Raw genomic sequence first — 16,047 nt, 5'->3', positions numbered from 1 at the left:
ACACCCATACACTGGGTGTTTTTACCATGTTCTTATTGTTTTGTTTTTTCTTTAATAAACTCTTCCACTTCTTCTGCAGTATCCATTGATAAAAGTTTGTCCTTGTAGGATGCTAGCGTTTCTTTGGAAAGTTCACGGATTTGTGTACGTGCTGGCAAGATGGATGTTGCACTCATGCTGAATTCATCAAGTCCAAGTCCAAGCAGAATTGGAATTGCGATGGAATCTCCAGCCATTTCGCCACACATTCCAGCCCATTTACCTTCTTTGTGTGCTGCTTCAATGACATTATTTACTAAGTTCAGAATTGCAGGATGATATGGTTGATATAGGTATGAAACTTGCTCATTCATACGGTCTGCAGCCATAGTATATTGAATTAAATCATTCGTACCAATACTGAAGAAGTCCACTTCTTTAGCAAATTGTTTAGCTATAACTGCAGTTGAAGGGATTTCAACCATGATACCAACTTCAATATTGTCAGAAACTTTCACACCGTCTGCAAGCAAGGATTCTTTCTCGTCTAGAAGAATGGCTTTAGCCTGACGGTATTCATCTAATGTTGCAATCATTGGGAACATAATTTTTAAGTTTCCATAAGCACTAGCACGTAATAGAGCTCGTAACTGTGGACGGAATACATGCTCGTTTTCTAAGCAGAAACGAATGGCACGGAATCCTAGGAATGGGTTCAATTCTTTAGGTAGATCTAAATAACTCAATTCCTTGTCTCCACCTACATCTAGTGTACGGACAACAACTGGTTTCCCTTCCATACGTTCTAAAACGGTTTTATATGCTTCAAATTGTTCCTCTTCAGAAGGCAATTCGCTCTTACCCATGTAAAGGAATTCCGTACGGTAAAGTCCTACACCTTCGCCACCATTATTAAGTACTCCTTCTACATCATCTGGTGTTCCAATGTTAGCTACTAATTCGACTTGTTCACCATCTTTAGAGAAAGTTGGCTCGTCTTTTAATTTGGCCCATTGTTCCTTTTGTTTAGCAAATGATTCTTGTTTGTCACGATAAGACCTAAGCTCATCGTCGGTAGGATTCACAATGACAACCCCATCCATTCCATCGACAATAACCATATCATTTTGTTTGATGGTACCAGTTACTTCTTTTGTTCCTACGATTGCAGGAATTTCAAGGGATCTAGCCATAATTGCTGAGTGAGAGGTTCTTCCACCAATATCAGTTGCAAAGCCTTTCACATACTGTTTATTTAATTGTGCAGTATCAGAAGGTGTTAAATCATTTGCAATTACAATGACTTCTTCGTTAATTAAAGCGGGGTCGGGGAAAGTTACTCCTAAAAGATGTGCCATAACACGTTTGGTAACATCTTTTATATCAGCTGCACGTTCACGCATATATTCATTATCCATATTTTGGAACATTTCCACGAACATATTAGAAACTTCTTCTAATGCTGTCTCAGCCATGGCATTGTCTGAAGATATTTTATCTTTCATTGGATTAATTAGTTCTGGGTCATTTAGGATAAGTAAATGTGCCGAGAAAATTTCTGCATGTTCATCACCAAGTGTATCTTTGGTATGTGCTTTAATTTTCTCTAACTCAGATTTAGATATTTCTAAAGCTTGTTCTAGCTTTTTAATTTCTTCATCTGGATTTTCGATTTTTGCTTTTTCAAATGATAAATCAGGTGTAACTAACTGATAAGCTTTTGCTATAGCTATACCTGATGAAGCTGCGATTCCTTGTATTGATGTCATGTCGCATTCTTCACCCTTCCAAGTAAGATTTTATAAAAGTAAAGTATTTACACTAAGTTGTATATACAGGATATAACAATTTAAATCTATCACTTATTTATCATTGAAGCAAACTTCTACAACTAATGTTGATAATTGTTCAAAAATAGCCCGTTTATTCTCTTTTTAGATTCTCCCTTATCCAATTTTCAATTACCGTAAAGACTTCCTTTTTATTTATTTCGTTTATGAGTTCATGTCTTGCTCCATCAAAAAGCAGTGTGGTTATATTTTCTATACCCGATTTTTCATAAATTCGAACGGATTTCCACACTCCTTTTTCATGATTACCAACAGGATCTTCAGTCCCACTTATAAATAACATGGGTAGCCCTTTACGAATGGAAGAAGCATGTTTTTTTGATTGTACTTGTTCAATTCCAGACATTAAATCCACGAAGAATTTAGCTGTAGGAACAAAACCTGATAATGGATCGTTTAAGTATTTTTGTACTTCTTGATTATCTCTAGTTAACCAATCAAAAATAGTTTTATTTTCTTTGATTTTGCTATTATAGTTCCCAAATGCTAACTGATTCATTAATTTAGATTGTTTATTGGGTGGAAGTAAGGCAGCTAATGTTTTTCCAGGCTTCGAAATGGCAGCTGGAAAATAGCCGGTACCGGAAAGGATTACCCCTTTAATTAAATCACTATATTTTTCTATGTACAATCTACTTAGGAAAGAACCCATACTATGTCCGAATAGAAATAGTGGTGTATTTGGAAATTCTTGTCTTATCCTTAATGTAATCATATGTAGGTCTTCCATGGTCTTTGTAAAACCATTTCTATCCGATAGATAGCCTAGTAAACCTTGCTTAAGACCAGTTTGTCCATGTCCTCTATGGTCATTTCCGTAAACAACAAAACCTTGTGAGACTAAATAATGTGCAAATGCTTCGTACCTGCCAATATGTTCCGCCATACCGTGAGAAAGCTGTATGATTGCTTTTGGCCGAGTAACGCTAGAATACCATTTTTTTACATAAATTTGTACATCATCGTTAGCTTTCATCCAAAATGTGTTCTCCATCATCTTATCCTTTCCTAATAAATAGTAATTATGACTACGTTTATTTCCTCTTTTGAATTTGTCTCTATTAAAAAAATGTTGCTTTTTGAAACATGACTTTGATTCATATTTTGTATAGACTGTTAATATCTTTAATTCAGAATAGTGTAGCTCTCGCTTACACTTATGATTGATTTGTGCGATCATTCGCTCCGGCATTACATCGCACGAAGAAAATTGCCTTTTATTTTCGAGGAGTCTCCGTATTCTGCCTCCGCTATGTTACATGCTCTAAAAATTTTTAAAACTATAGTCCATAATGTCACGTTCGGGGGAGTTTTCCCGTAAAAAGAGAAATTTCCTAGTTAAAATCAAGCAGAGCAGGAACTAAGCGGAGTGTATTTCCGTAGCGGGTATTAAGTAGTATTATTAATTAAATAAATCAACAGTTTCTATCAACTACGATTTTTAAATTGCAATAATATATACGAAAAGTGCCTTGAATTTATATATATTATGTAGAAATATCTTGCTATTTTTTTCACTTTTATGCTAAAGTAAGTATAGTTATTGTCCGTAATAGGAGGTGTCATGGAAACATGACTGGATTGGTTAATACCTTGTTAATAATTGACGCAATTGTCTTAATTACATTTGTTCTGTTACAGTCCGGGAAAAGTGCTGGACTTTCAGGAGCTATTTCAGGTGGTGCCGAGCAATTATTCGGTAAGCAAAAAGCCCGTGGAATGGATCTTGTTTTACATCGTGGAACAGTAATTACCGGTGTGTTGTTTTTTGTATTAGCATTTATTAGTGGATATTTAGTATAATTATAATCAACCCTTATCACAATGAAAAGTGATAAGGGTTTAATTTTGGTTTTTATTAATGGAAAAATAAGGGTATAGTAGAAAGTAAGGAGATGTAGTATAAATGAAAATAGCTCAACCTAAACCATTTACTTTTGAAGCAGGGCCGCGTGCGGTATTGCTGTTGCATGGATTTACTGGTCATTCGGCAGATGTCCGTATGTTGGGGCGTTACTTACAAAAGAAAGGATATACCAGTCATGCGCCAATTTATCGTGGTCACGGGGTATCACCAGAAGAATTGTTGGAAACGAACCCTGAAGAGTGGTGGGAGGATGTGAACTTTGCCATGCAACATTTACAAGATCTGGGGTATGATGAAATTGCTGTTGCGGGATTATCGCTTGGTGGAGTTCTCGGTTTAAAACTTGCTTATTCAACAAACATTAAAGGTGTTGTTCCCATGTGTGCTCCGATGTATTTTGATAATGATTTCCAATTATCAAAAGGTTTTAAGTACTTTTCGAAAGAGTACAAAAAAATGGAGGGGAAGGAAGAAAACATTATTGAAAAAGAAGTGGATCAGCTAATGAAAGATTCAGAAGCTCTATTTGAAGACCTGGGTGAAATGATTACTGATGTTAAAAATAATGTGGATACTATCTATACCCCAACATTTGTTGTACAAGCAAGAAATGACGAAATGATTAATACCGAAAGTGCTACTTATATTTATAATCATGTTGAATCAGATGTCAAAGATATTAAATGGTATGAGGAATCAGGTCATGTTATTACATTGGGAGATGAAAAAGATCAGCTCCATGAAGATGTCCATCAATTTTTAGAACAACTTGATTGGAAAGAATGATTATTAATAAGGTAGAAGGTAAACAATACAAAGAAAGAGAAGGCAGGTGATCATATGAGAAATAGAATACTTACATTTTTCAATGAATCTGGAACTAAGCCATTGGCAGTAGACGAAATAGAGCAGGCATTAGAAATACAGGAAGCTGTAGAATTTAAAGAGCTTGTGATTGCATTAAATGAACTAGAGCAAACTGGTCAATTAGTTAGAACAAGAAAAAATCGTTTTGGTCTACCCGAGAAAATGAACTTAATTCGAGGGAAAATTCAAATGCATCAAAAAGGTTTTGCATTCTTAATTCCTGATGAAGAAGGTCAAAGTGACGTCTACATCCATGCATCTGACTTAGCATCGGCTATGAACAATGATAAGGTACTTGTCCGGATAGAAAAGTATGGAAATGATGGCAATCGTCCAGAAGGGCAAGTTATTCGTATATTGGAGCGAGCAGTTACCCAGGTAGTTGGAACTTTTGAAGATAACCGTTCCTTTGGTTTTGTCATTGCAGATGATAAACGAATTCCTAATGATATTTTTATTCCAAAGGGAAGTACTAATGGAGCTGTAGATGGTCATAAAGTAGTTGCAAGAATTACCAAATACCCTGAAGGAAGAAAAAGCGCAGAAGGGGAAATCATAGAAGTACTTGGACACAAAAATGACCCTGGAATTGATATTATCTCCATCATTTATAAACATGGTATAACCGTAGATTTTCCAGATGAAGTACTCGAGCACGCAGCTAACACACCGGATTCCATAGAACCAGTGGAACTTGAGAATCGACGAGATTTACGTGATGAAATGATTGTTACTATTGATGGTGCAGATGCAAAGGATTTGGATGATGCTGTCACGGTGAAAAAGCTTGACAATGGGAATTACAAATTAGGTGTATACATTGCTGACGTCAGTTATTATGTTGAAGAAGGTTCGCCGATTGATGTTGAAGCATTTGAACGAGGGACAAGTGTTTATCTTGTGGACCGAGTAATTCCTATGATACCACACCGTTTATCGAATGGAATTTGTTCATTGAATCCTCAAGTAGATAGGCTAACTCTAGGCTGTGAAATGGAAATCACTTCGCAAGGTGAAGTCGTGAATCACGAGATTTTCCAAAGTGTAATTAAAACCAATGAACGTATGACCTATACGGATGTCAATAAAATTCTAGTTGATGACGATGAAGTACTAAAAGATCGCTATGAACCTCTAGTACCAATGTTTAAGGACATGGAAAAACTAGCTGAAATCCTTAGAACGAAAAGAATGGGCAGAGGTGCTATTGATTTTGATTTTAAAGAAGCAAAAGTCTTGGTCGATGATGAAGGTAAAGCAGTAGATGTGGTTCTTCGAGAACGCTCGGTAGCAGAGCGTCTTATTGAAGAGTTTATGCTTGCTGCAAATGAAACAGTAGCAGAGCATTTCCATTGGATGGATGTACCCTTTATCCATCGTATACACGAAGATCCGGATGACGGTAAACTGCAAAGCTTTTTTGAATTTTTGGCTGGTTTAGGTATTTCTGTGAAGGGTACGGCAAATGAAATTCATCCACAAGCATTGCAAAAAGTACTAGAAGAAATTAAAGGTGACCCAGAAGAAATGATTGTTTCTAAACTTATGCTTCGCTCCATGAAACAGGCAAAGTATGATCCTAATGGGATTGGTCACTTTGGACTAGCAACGGAGTTTTACACTCACTTCACTTCACCAATCAGAAGGTATCCTGATTTAATCGTTCATCGATTAATTAGAACGTATCTAATTGAGAAAAAATTGGATAATAAAACAACAACATCTTGGAAAGAAAAAATGCCGGAAATTGCACGTCATACATCTGAGCGAGAACGTCGCGCAGTGGATGCCGAACGCGATACAGATGATTTGAAAAAAGCAGAATATATGCAAGATAAGGTTGGCGAAGAGTTTACAGGTGTGATTAGCTCTGTAACTAATTTTGGAATGTTTGTTGAGCTACCAAATACTGTTGAAGGGTTAGTTCACATTAGCTTCTTGACGGATGACTACTATCACTATGACGAAAGAAGTCATGCATTAATAGGTGAAAGAACGGCCAATATTTATCGTGTTGGTGATGAGGTGAAAGTGAGAGTAGCAGAAGTCAATATGGAAGAACATGCAGTTGACTTTGAATTAGTAGGTGCCGAGCCAAGAAAACGCAAGCCTGAAAAAAAGAAAATTAAAGCGAGTAGTAGCAATAATAAGACACCAAAGAACAAACAGAATAATAACCAAAAGAAATCAAAAAAGCATAAGAAAAAGAAGAAGAAAAAGTGAGCCTTCCGTTTTATTGGAGGCTCACTTTTTGTTCTAAAGGAGAGTGTCTTGTCAAAAAATAAATAGAAAGTAAAATAACTTACCGGATAACTTTGGACAAATGCCCAGCATATACTTTTATTATCAATTAGAGTTGAGTTTTGTATCAGGGAAAAAATATTGTTGACATCTAAATTAGTGACCCATATACTATACTTGTTAATAATATGTTTAAAAAGGTAAATGATATAAGTATTTCCAACATGAGGGGGTAACATCAATTGAGTGACGTTTTACTGGCATTTTTATTTACATTGTTCGCTGGTCTTGCAACAGGTGTTGGAAGCTTACTTGCTTTCTTTGCAAAAACAACCAATACAAAATTCTTATCTTTTGCTCTCGGTCTGTCTGCCGGGGTTATGATTTATGTTTCGATGATAGAAATTTTCTTTAAAGCGAAGGACTCATTAACAGTAGCACTTGGGGAGACAGAAGGGTACTGGATAACAGTTGTAGGTTTTTTTGCTGGGATGTTGCTGATAGGTTTAATTGACAAATTTATTCCAAAGTACTCCAACCCACATGAAGTAAAGAAAGTGGAGGACATGGAAAAACCTCATTCGCCGGTAAAAGACCCAGCATTAATGAAGATGGGTCTGTTTACAGCGCTTGCGCTTGCCATTCATAACTTTCCAGAAGGGATAGCAACATTTATTTCAACACTACAGGATCCATCGATTGGTTTTGCCATCGCTGTGGCGGTAGCGATTCATAATATACCAGAAGGAATTGCTGTTTCTGTACCTATTTATTATGCAACGAATGATAAGAAAAAAGCATTTAAATATTCCTTCTTATCAGGTTTAGCCGAACCGATTGGAGCACTAGTCGCATTCTTGATATTAATGCCGTTTTTAACAGATGTTATGTTTGGTATCATTTTTGCAATGGTTGCTGGAATCATGGTTTTTATTTCGCTTGATGAACTTCTTCCAGCTGCTAAAAAATATGATGAAGCCCATTTATCAATTTATGGGGTTATGTCTGGAATGGCCATAATGGCATTAAGTCTAATACTGCTTAGCTAAATAATTGGAATAAAGCTCAACTTTTGATAAAATGAAGGGTACGTGAGCAGTAGGAGGAAATACCTTATGCCAAAAGGACAAGGAAAAGTAATTGCACAAAATAAAAAAGCGAGACATGACTATACAATTGAAGACACTTATGAAGCAGGAATTGTATTAAAAGGTACGGAAATAAAATCTTTGAGAAATGGCCGCGTCAATTTAAAAGATTCGCATGCAAGAATTGACCGCAAAGGGGAAGTTCAGTTAGTAAACATGCACATACCTGAGTATGAACAGGGTAATCGATTTAACCACGATCCGACTCGATCTAGAAAATTACTATTACATCGTAAAGAGATAGATAAACTAATTGGATTAACCCAACAGCAAGGATATGCAATCATCCCGCTTAGAATTTATATAAAGAATGGTTATGCTAAGGTATTGCTAGGGTTAGGTAAAGGGAAGAAAAAATACGACAAGCGAGAAGATTTGAAGAGGAAACAAGTAAAACGTGATATTGATAGAGCTATCAAAGATCATATGAACAGATAGTATGTAATTTTTGCCAGTCCTTGATTTTCTTTTTAGGTTTGTTATAATAAGAGTACAAGTTAATTAATGAATGCTCATCTTCCTGAGCGTTTCTCATTTTATATGGGGGCGTTACGGATTCGACAGGGGTAGATTGAGCTTGGGTTGCGCGTCGAGGTTACGACTCGTAAAACGTTATCGCCTAAATATAACTGGCAAAACTAACAATCAACCTGCTTTAGCAGCTGCGTAAGTAGCCTAAAGCGATCCTTCCTACCATCGCCCGTGTGGTAGTATTGAAGGGTCTCAACTGTAGCGGGCTATACGATTATCCACCGTCTGAGGATAGTCGTTGAAATGAATCAGACTAGCTATTCGGAAGCCTGTTGGTAGGCCGAAGAAATAGTGAATGATAATATACCAACTACACGTGTAGAAGCCTAAGTGGCGATATCTCTGGACGTGGGTTCGATTCCCACCGTCTCCACCAATACATAAGTTGGTGGTTTTTTTGTGTTTTTAGGTTTTAAAAGAAACCATAAAATTTCCGTTTGGAAACTTTATGGTTCTTTTTATGTACGGATTTTAATGTATAGCCCATGAGATTACATTATATATTAAATTCGCCCAGACTGATACTCTATAGGGTTTTGGACTTCAAACTAAATCCACGTTCTTACTGAAAGTAATAATAATAACTAAGAGGATAATAACTAGACTTACGAATAGAATAGATAATTTTCGAGAAGTTCTTGCTTTATCCACTTCATCCCATTTTACTGGTCGGATACCACTTACGGAAAAGACAATAATGGCTGCTAAGATGACAGAATTAATATTTCCCATTAACAATAAAAATGATCCAAAGGCCTCTTGCCACATGCCTGAGCCAATAGTCATTCCTAAAACCACGGTTGGTGGTAAAAGGGCGACAGCGACCATTACCCCCACTAAAGAGCCAGGGAGACGGTTGAGGATCGACAAAGCTCCCGCTGTTCCAGAGGCTAATGCTAGAACAATATCTGATATATTTACATGGGTTCTGGTAGCAAATTCACTGCTGTCCATAGGAACTGGGAAAAAGAAAGTGAAAACGATAGATATTCCAACTACTATAACCACAGCATAAGTTAAGGTGAGTGATGAACTTCGCAAAAGTGGAAAGTTTCCTAGTATGGAAGAGAACGCCATTGAAATAACAGGTCCAAGCATTGGCGCAATAACCATTGCTCCTATAATAACTGCTTGGCTATTTTGAATAAACCCAATCGTCACAACTACTGCAGATATGATAACCAGTAATGTGTAGGTTAACGTGATATGACTAGATTTTTGAATGGAGCCAATAAGTTCTTGACGACTGGCCCGCTGCAGTTTATTCGCTTCTTCTTCTTTTTCTTCTCGTCTTTGTTCTTTTTCTTCATCGGTTACTCGTGTAATATATGTTTGAACCGGAAAGAGCATTACTTCAAATCCTTCAACTAAATTAGAGACATTCTCTAAATAGTTCAAGATTTCTTCTGTGTTTTTTGTCTCTACTAGAACACGGATGAGCATTCTTTCCTTTGATTCTGTAGAAACCCAATAAGACATATGGGGATGTTCTTGTAAGGAATCATCAATTTTTTGGAAATATTTATCTGGGACATATGCTTCTATTAGTTGTAAATCCATTGCTCCATCTCCACATAGAAAAATATAAAAAAATCGCAGTAAGTTTAGAGAGAAGTAAAGCGATTTTATAATAGTATTTCCAGTAAAGTTAATAGTAATAACGATATCTCAGTAGATGCTATATTAAATTGCCTGGTAGGTTCGGTCCAAAGGTGGAGTGAAGTGGTTGCTAGAAGGTTTCGAGTCGGTTGATAGAGCGCCCCGCCCGGTCGATAGAAGGCTCGAGTCGGTTGATAGGACCTCTTGTCCGGTCGATAGAAGTCTCAAGTCGGTTGATAGTGCCCTCCGCCCGGTTGATAGAAGGCTCAAGACAGTTGATAGAACACTCCGCTCGGTCGATGGAAGGATTAATTCGGTTGATAGAACTTCCAATCCGGTTAATAGCTCTTTCACTTGTTCGATAATTCAGGTATATTACAAAAAAGAAGTATGTTTTTCACCTGATTGTGATTAACATACTTCTTTTAATTACATACTATCTTTTCTTAGTTTTTGCCGTTTATGCAACGTGTGCTTCGTTCCCCATTCATGCATGGCATGTAGTATAGGTTCCAAGCTTCTCCCATATTCTGTTATGGAATATTCAACTTTAGGGGGAACCTGTGGATAAACAACACGTTCAATAATATCTTCTTCTTCTAACTCCCGTAATTGCTTGGTTAGCATTTTTTGAGTAATACCGGGTAAACTTCTTTTAAGTTCACTAAACCGTTGTGTTCCCTCTTTTAATAGGTGAAGTAAAATAATCGGTTTCCATTTTCCCACAAGAATACCTAAAGCATCTTCAACACGACATGCTTCTGGTTCTATATTCATAGGATATTCCTCCATTAGTATCTTTTAGTATACTATAGCACCTAAAAGTGCGTACTTCCAATTAACGTTAATATTCTCTATAATAGCATTATAGATGGAAAGTTGAAAGAGGCTTTTTTACTGAAATCAATGAATTAGAATAATATATAATCCATCGTTTCGTTCATAGAAAGGTTGAATAATATATGGAAAAATATCGTATTGATCCGAGCAAAGGGCTGGAGTTCGGAATTTACACACTAGGTGATCATTTACCAAATCCATTAACAGGTGAAAGAATTTCTGCTGAACAACGTATTCATGAAATTATTGAATTTGCTAAACTGGCAGATCAAGCAGGTATTGATTTTTTTAGTGTTGGAGAGAGTCATCAGGAATACTTCGCTACACAAGCTCATTCTGTTGTTCTTTCTGCAATTGCTCAGGCGACAGAAAATATAAAAATCGCAAGTTCCTCAACAATTATTAGTACTTCAGATCCCGTACGAGTATATGAAGATTTTGCAACACTTGATTTAATTTCAAGAGGGAGAGCTGAAATTATTGCTGGCCGTGCGTCTCGAATTGGTCTTTTTGACTTACTAGGCTATGATGTTCATGACTATGAAGAATTGTTTGAAGAAAAATTTAACCTATTAAGAAAAATAAATGAAGAAGAAGTAGTGAATTGGAGTGGGGAATTTAGAGCTCCATTAAAAGATGCAAGGGTACTACCACGTCCCAAGAATGGATCCATTCCAATTTGGCGCGCTGTCGGTGGAACACCTACCAGTGCCATTAAAGCAGGATATGCTGGGGTTCCAATGTTTCTGGCTCATTTAGGTGGACCAGCAACTACATTCAAGCGCTCTATAGATGCTTATCGTGAAGCAGCTAAATTAAATGGATTTAATCCAACAGAACTTCCTGTAGCTACTGCTGGCTTCTTTTATGCAGCGGAGACAACGCAACAGGCACAACGTGAGACATATCCATTCATTAATGAAGGAATGAAATTAACAAACGGCCGAGGATTTCCTAAGCAATTCTTTGCGCAAGGAGCAGATAAACGTGATATTATGAATATCGGAAGCCCTCAACAAATTATTGAAAAGATTTTGTATCAATATGAGTTGTTTGGGCATCAACGTTATATCGCTCAGATGGATTTCGGTGGGGTAACTTTTGATAACTTGAAGAAGAATATAGAAATCATCGGAACAGAAATACTTCCTGCAATCCGAAAATATACGGCAAATAATTAGGGGTGGAGAAATGAAAATCGTTGGATTATCCGGCTCAAATATTGGTTCAAAAACTAGAACCGCAATGAACTACGTAATTAAAACTATTACCGAAAATTACCCGGATACAGAAATAACATTAATTGACTTAGCAGAACACAATGTGCAGTTTAGTGATGGACGTAACTACTTAGAGTATGAAGGCGATACTAAATATGTTGCACAGACCATGATGGATGCTGATGCTATTATCATTGGGACACCGATTTTTCAGGCTTCCATACCTGCTGCACTCAAGAATATTTTTGATTTACTACCGGAAAAGGCATTTCTTGATAAAGTGGTAAGTCTTATCGTAACTGCCGGCTCTTCCAGACATTACTTGATAGCAGAACAGCAATTAAAGCCGATTTTAGCTTACATGAAAGCACAAATCGTTCAATCCTATGTTTTTATAGAAGAGAAGGATTTCTACCGTAAAGAAATAACCAATGATGATGTGCTATTTCGTATCAATCGTTTGGTGGAAGATACCATCGTATTAGCGGATACATTTGCAGAAATCCGGGATAAAAAAGAAGCAGAATATGGTTTTTAAAAAATGCCCTTCGAGAATTATTCTCGAAGGGCAGTCTTTTTAGAACAGATTAAAATAGCTGTTCATCATCCTATTTAATAACTATTTCACGGATATGGAGCCAGCTCCTATTAGCTGTTGTACAAATTGATGACTTTCAGCAACAATCTGATCCTTATCATTATCCAATGTTGCAACATGGTAAGAGTCCTGTAAAACCACAAGTTGTTTTTCTTTAGAGTTAACATTTTCCAGGATATAATCTGTATTTTCTGGTGGTACGACATGATCTTCTGTAGACTTCATTGCTAGAATAGGGCTAGATATCTCCGGTAATATAGCTGGTGTTTTATCCATTAAGTCTTGTAATTCATGAATAGACTTAATGGGGACTCTGCTATAAGCGAGCTCATAAGTATCTTTTGCTTTAATATCAGGCTTTCCATTATTAATAAACCTTGGCCTTGTTTTCTTTCTTAATTTTTCAAATGCAGGGAGTGTTAAAGCAGGATTAATTAATATGACGCCTTTTATTTCTGGATATTTATTTGCAAGCCAGAGCGATAATGTGCCACCCATGGATTGTCCGATTACAAACACTTCTCTACATTGTTGCTTTAGTTCCTTGTACCTTTCTTCCAGTGATTCAAACCAATCTTGGTGTGTACACTTTTCTAAATCTTTATAATGTGTTCCATGCCCCAGTAATCTGGGAGCCGAAATGGAATAGCCGTTCTGTGCAAGTCGTTCACCAAGATATCGTACGCTCTGCGGGGTACCCATGAATCCATGGGATATAAGAATACCAATCTCATTTCCTTTGATCCTAAATTTTTCTGCTCCGAAGATTACGGGGGCTTTTCCTACCATTTAATCCACTCCTTTATATTATTTTTTCCATATATATTTCTATTTATTATTCTAATTAATTTCACCATTTTACTTTGAATTAGGCTCTTTTGTAAAGATGTCCTTAATTAATTTGTTAGACTTATAACTTAACTATATCTCAGGTTTGTGCGTAACTTGAAAGTCCTCCCCTATTATAATAAATTTTTAAGTAGTGTAAAGGATAAATTGAAACTTTTTTAGGAGTATTTTCGTACTACGAGATATAGGGGGAATAATGGATGGCAAATAGAATACGAGAACAACTTATACAAGTGAAATCTGACTTACGAAGAAAGAATAAATGGGAAATGCAAAAGAGTGATTATGAAAATGAACTAGCAGATGTAGAAAAATTCATCTCGGATTTAACCAATCAGCTTAAAGAAGAAAAAAAGGATGTAGAAAAATTAGAGGGAACGAGTATTTCTGGACTATTTCATTCTTTATTCGGAAATAAAGACGAGAAGATAGAAAAAGAGAAGCAGGAAGTAGTAGCAGTGCAGGTGGAACTGGAGGAAGCGAAGAAAACAAAAAAGGAGCTAGAACAGTCTTTAAAAGATATACAATATGAACTGGAGAAATTAGATAATATCGAACAAAGCTATCAGCAATTGTTTGATGAAAAAGAGCGTATGATCAAACATAGTAATTCCTCTCAAGCATCTAAATTATATGAATTAAGTGAAGAGGAAGGTGATGTAAAAGCATACTTACTGGAATTGGAGGAAGCAATAACAGCAGGTAACCGCGTCACTTATGATTTAGAGAGTGCATTGTCTTCGTTAGATAGTGCAGCTAATTGGGGAACATTAGATATGTTTGGTGGAGGAATGATATCAGGACTTGCTAAACATGGCAGTATTGATGAAGCAACTGCAGCTATTCATAGAGCGCAAACAAGTATGCGCTACTTCCAAAAAGAATTACTAGATGTGCAAGAAGAACTAGATATCCATATTGATATCACTGGCATGTTAAAATTTGCCGACTTTTTCTTGGATGGTATTTTTGTGGATTATATGGTACAGAACAAAATTAATGAATCTCGAGATCAGGTACAAAGCAAAAAGTCAGAGGTGGAGAGAATTATCAGAAACTTAAAAGATGAAATGAAGGAAAAAGAAGTGCAATTAGAACGGATAGAGAACGCACAGCAGCATTTAATTGAGAATTACTGATGTGCGGGAAAAGTGGGGAGTGGACACTATAGCAAGAATACGAATTGTCATTAAGGAACCTTATGTAAAAGGAATTCTGCAGAAATGTCCACTCCATCTAAAATAAGCAAAGTGGAGTCAAGCGCATGTTTTTTCACTTTTTCCAATTCTGCATCATCTTTTATTTGATACGATACATGAAAACTAGCATCTTCGCCAGGTGGGAAATAGCCAGAACTTCCACTACCTAAAGGTATCATCTTTTTATATTTTGTATCTTGTACCATTTTCATCAGATTAGCTAAATTTTCGTTTGGTTTTACTGCAAGTTCAATGCCAAAAGGATGGTATCCCGGGTAGTCAAAATCGCTTTCTATTGGTTTTTCTCCAGTATTTTCAATGGTAAAGTCATAACGTAATTCCTGATTCGTTTGAATGATTGTTGTCTCTACGTTTGTAATTTTTAATTGATCTGCTTGTTCGAATCCAGTTAACATAAAAAATAGCAGACATAATAAGATTATCTTCTTCATAGGACTCCTCCTAAAATTTAACATCATACTTATTATTTGGAAGATACCTATTTTTATACAAAAAAAGAAACGCTTTGAATCTCCAAGCGTTTCCTCGACATTTTTATAATACATAAGCATAGATACAAATAAAGTGGAAGAGGCTTCCAAACATAATAAAAATATGGAAAATCTCATGAAATCCCCATTTCTGAAATTGTAGAAATTTCGGTTTAAATCCATAAATGACTCCACCGATAGTATAAAATGCCCCACCTAAAATTAAGAAAGTCATTCCCCCCGCACCTAATACTGGAGCTAATTCACCGGTAAAGAATATGACAAGCCAGCCCATTCCTAGATAAATGGCAGTAGATATCCATCGAGGGGAATGGAACCAAGTTAGCTTGAAGCTTACCCCAAGCAATGCTAGACCATTTACTACGAAAAACAAGACCCATCCAAGTGTTCCCTGAAGTGAAATTAAACAAAAGGGGGTATAAGTTCCAGCTATCAGAACAAAAATCATCGAGTGATCAATTTTCCTAAGAAATGCGATAACCCTGTCTCGGGCAATGACCATATGATATGTGGCTGATGCCGAATACAATAAAATCATGCTCACTCCGAAAATGATAACAGCAGATATTACTAAAATAGAGTTTGTTGTTGCTGCGGCTTTGACTATTAGTGCAACCAAGCCAATCAGTGCTAAAATGGCGCCAATGAAATGTGTCCAAGCATTTATTGGTTCACGAATGTACGTATTCAAAATTAATCACCCTTTACTTCGTCATGTAGTTTCAGAAACTATATAACAATCATACA

The 16,047-nt window shown here is 36.4% G+C and carries 16 protein-coding genes and 1 other RNA gene; 10 read left to right on the top strand and 7 right to left on the bottom strand.

The genetic code is table 11. The annotated features are described in order from the left end of the window. Positions 1–32: 32 nt before the first annotated feature. Both ptsP and D8M06_RS04420 read right to left on the bottom strand, forming a co-directional pair. The gene (gene ptsP, locus D8M06_RS04425) at positions 33–1,748 is read right to left on the bottom strand and encodes a phosphoenolpyruvate--protein phosphotransferase (protein WP_121203162.1); all 1,716 of its coding nucleotides are present in this window, start codon (positions 1,746–1,748) and stop codon (positions 33–35) included. Between the two features lie 154 nt (positions 1,749–1,902). Beyond that, positions 1,903–2,826 (bottom strand): alpha/beta hydrolase, encoded by a 924-nt coding sequence (locus tag D8M06_RS04420; RefSeq protein ID WP_241558818.1) that lies wholly within the window; start codon positions 2,824–2,826, stop codon positions 1,903–1,905. Between the two features lie 575 nt (positions 2,827–3,401). Here D8M06_RS04420 and secG point away from each other — a divergent pair. From secG to ssrA, 6 genes are all read left to right on the top strand, one after another. After that, on the top strand, positions 3,402–3,632 hold the full coding sequence (secG, locus tag D8M06_RS04415) for a preprotein translocase subunit SecG (protein WP_121203161.1): 231 nt from the start codon (positions 3,402–3,404) through the stop codon (positions 3,630–3,632). 103 nt (positions 3,633–3,735) lie between these two features. Next, on the top strand, positions 3,736–4,482 hold the full coding sequence (locus tag D8M06_RS04410) for an alpha/beta hydrolase (protein WP_121203160.1): 747 nt from the start codon (positions 3,736–3,738) through the stop codon (positions 4,480–4,482). A 54-nt stretch (positions 4,483–4,536) separates the two neighbouring features. Further along, positions 4,537–6,786: a ribonuclease R gene (gene rnr / locus D8M06_RS04405; RefSeq protein WP_121203159.1), complete on the top strand. Its 2,250-nt coding sequence runs from the start codon at positions 4,537–4,539 to the stop codon at positions 6,784–6,786. Positions 6,787–7,046: 260 nt separating this feature from the next. Further along, positions 7,047–7,853 carry a zinc transporter ZupT gene (gene zupT, locus D8M06_RS04400; protein ID WP_121203158.1) on the top strand — a complete coding sequence of 269 codons (807 nt, stop codon included), beginning with the start codon at positions 7,047–7,049 and terminating at the stop codon, positions 7,851–7,853. Between the two features lie 66 nt (positions 7,854–7,919). Further along, positions 7,920–8,390, top strand: coding sequence for an SsrA-binding protein SmpB (smpB, locus tag D8M06_RS04395; protein WP_121203157.1), 471 nt, complete (start codon positions 7,920–7,922; stop codon positions 8,388–8,390). Between the two features lie 104 nt (positions 8,391–8,494). Then, positions 8,495–8,859, top strand: a transfer-messenger RNA (tmRNA) gene (gene ssrA, locus D8M06_RS04390). 167 nt (positions 8,860–9,026) lie between these two features. On the opposite strand, the gene D8M06_RS04385 is transcribed toward ssrA, so the two are convergent. Further along, complete coding sequence (locus tag D8M06_RS04385) at positions 9,027–10,043, bottom strand: TIGR00341 family protein (RefSeq protein ID WP_121203156.1); 1,017 nt, start codon at positions 10,041–10,043, stop codon at positions 9,027–9,029. Positions 10,044–10,231: 188 nt separating this feature from the next. Between D8M06_RS04385 and D8M06_RS19660 the strand changes: the two genes are divergently transcribed. Then, the gene (locus D8M06_RS19660; protein ID WP_147404945.1) at positions 10,232–10,447 is read left to right on the top strand and encodes a hypothetical protein; all 216 of its coding nucleotides are present in this window, start codon (positions 10,232–10,234) and stop codon (positions 10,445–10,447) included. Between the two features lie 64 nt (positions 10,448–10,511). Here D8M06_RS19660 and D8M06_RS04380 read toward each other — a convergent pair whose 3' ends face one another. Further along, positions 10,512–10,859, bottom strand: coding sequence for a winged helix-turn-helix transcriptional regulator (locus D8M06_RS04380; protein ID WP_121203155.1), 348 nt, complete (start codon positions 10,857–10,859; stop codon positions 10,512–10,514). Positions 10,860–11,044: 185 nt separating this feature from the next. On the opposite strand from D8M06_RS04380, the gene D8M06_RS04375 reads away from it, so the two are divergent. Continuing rightward, the gene (locus tag D8M06_RS04375) at positions 11,045–12,103 is read left to right on the top strand and encodes an LLM class flavin-dependent oxidoreductase (RefSeq protein ID WP_121203154.1); all 1,059 of its coding nucleotides are present in this window, start codon (positions 11,045–11,047) and stop codon (positions 12,101–12,103) included. 10 nt (positions 12,104–12,113) lie between these two features. Further along, the gene (locus tag D8M06_RS04370; protein WP_121203153.1) at positions 12,114–12,680 is read left to right on the top strand and encodes an NADPH-dependent FMN reductase; all 567 of its coding nucleotides are present in this window, start codon (positions 12,114–12,116) and stop codon (positions 12,678–12,680) included. Positions 12,681–12,761: 81 nt separating this feature from the next. Here the strand turns inward: D8M06_RS04370 and D8M06_RS04365 are convergent, their stop codons facing one another. After that, positions 12,762–13,529: an alpha/beta hydrolase gene (locus D8M06_RS04365; protein ID WP_121203152.1), complete on the bottom strand. Its 768-nt coding sequence runs from the start codon at positions 13,527–13,529 to the stop codon at positions 12,762–12,764. A 260-nt stretch (positions 13,530–13,789) separates the two neighbouring features. Between D8M06_RS04365 and D8M06_RS04360 the strand changes: the two genes are divergently transcribed. Further along, positions 13,790–14,728 (top strand): hypothetical protein, encoded by a 939-nt coding sequence (locus tag D8M06_RS04360; RefSeq protein WP_121203151.1) that lies wholly within the window; start codon positions 13,790–13,792, stop codon positions 14,726–14,728. Between the two features lie 50 nt (positions 14,729–14,778). Here D8M06_RS04360 and D8M06_RS04355 read toward each other — a convergent pair whose 3' ends face one another. Beyond that, positions 14,779–15,240: a hypothetical protein gene (locus D8M06_RS04355; protein WP_121203150.1), complete on the bottom strand. Its 462-nt coding sequence runs from the start codon at positions 15,238–15,240 to the stop codon at positions 14,779–14,781. A 103-nt stretch (positions 15,241–15,343) separates the two neighbouring features. Continuing rightward, positions 15,344–15,991: a PAQR family membrane homeostasis protein TrhA gene (trhA, locus tag D8M06_RS04350; protein ID WP_121203149.1), complete on the bottom strand. Its 648-nt coding sequence runs from the start codon at positions 15,989–15,991 to the stop codon at positions 15,344–15,346. Positions 15,992–16,047: the final 56 nt, after the last annotated feature.

Origin of the sequence: Oceanobacillus halophilus, from assembly GCF_003628505.1 — a bacterium.
Classification (GTDB): Bacteria; Bacillota; Bacilli; order Bacillales; family Amphibacillaceae; genus Oceanobacillus; species Oceanobacillus halophilus.
This window is presented reverse-complemented; position numbering and strand designations above follow the sequence as displayed.

Excerpts from the sequence above, each read along its gene's own strand:
- D8M06_RS04380 (WP_121203155.1), bottom strand. The coding sequence starts at position 10,859 with ATGAATATAGAACCAGAAGCATGTCGTGTTGAAGATGCTTTAGGTATT.
- D8M06_RS04410 (WP_121203160.1), top strand. The coding sequence starts at position 3,736 with ATGAAAATAGCTCAACCTAAACCATTTACTTTTGAAGCAGGGCCGCGT.
- ptsP (WP_121203162.1), bottom strand. The coding sequence starts at position 1,748 with ATGACATCAATACAAGGAATCGCAGCTTCATCAGGTATAGCTATAGCA.
- D8M06_RS04365 (WP_121203152.1), bottom strand. The coding sequence starts at position 13,529 with ATGGTAGGAAAAGCCCCCGTAATCTTCGGAGCAGAAAAATTTAGGATC.
- D8M06_RS04385 (WP_121203156.1), bottom strand. The coding sequence starts at position 10,043 with ATGGATTTACAACTAATAGAAGCATATGTCCCAGATAAATATTTCCAA.
- D8M06_RS04420 (WP_241558818.1), bottom strand. The coding sequence starts at position 2,826 with ATGATGGAGAACACATTTTGGATGAAAGCTAACGATGATGTACAAATT.
- rnr (WP_121203159.1), top strand. The coding sequence starts at position 4,537 with ATGAGAAATAGAATACTTACATTTTTCAATGAATCTGGAACTAAGCCA.
- D8M06_RS04360 (WP_121203151.1), top strand. The coding sequence starts at position 13,790 with ATGGCAAATAGAATACGAGAACAACTTATACAAGTGAAATCTGACTTA.
- D8M06_RS04370 (WP_121203153.1), top strand. The coding sequence starts at position 12,114 with ATGAAAATCGTTGGATTATCCGGCTCAAATATTGGTTCAAAAACTAGA.
- secG (WP_121203161.1), top strand. The coding sequence starts at position 3,402 with ATGACTGGATTGGTTAATACCTTGTTAATAATTGACGCAATTGTCTTA.
- D8M06_RS04355 (WP_121203150.1), bottom strand. The coding sequence starts at position 15,240 with ATGAAGAAGATAATCTTATTATGTCTGCTATTTTTTATGTTAACTGGA.
- smpB (WP_121203157.1), top strand. The coding sequence starts at position 7,920 with ATGCCAAAAGGACAAGGAAAAGTAATTGCACAAAATAAAAAAGCGAGA.
- D8M06_RS04375 (WP_121203154.1), top strand. The coding sequence starts at position 11,045 with ATGGAAAAATATCGTATTGATCCGAGCAAAGGGCTGGAGTTCGGAATT.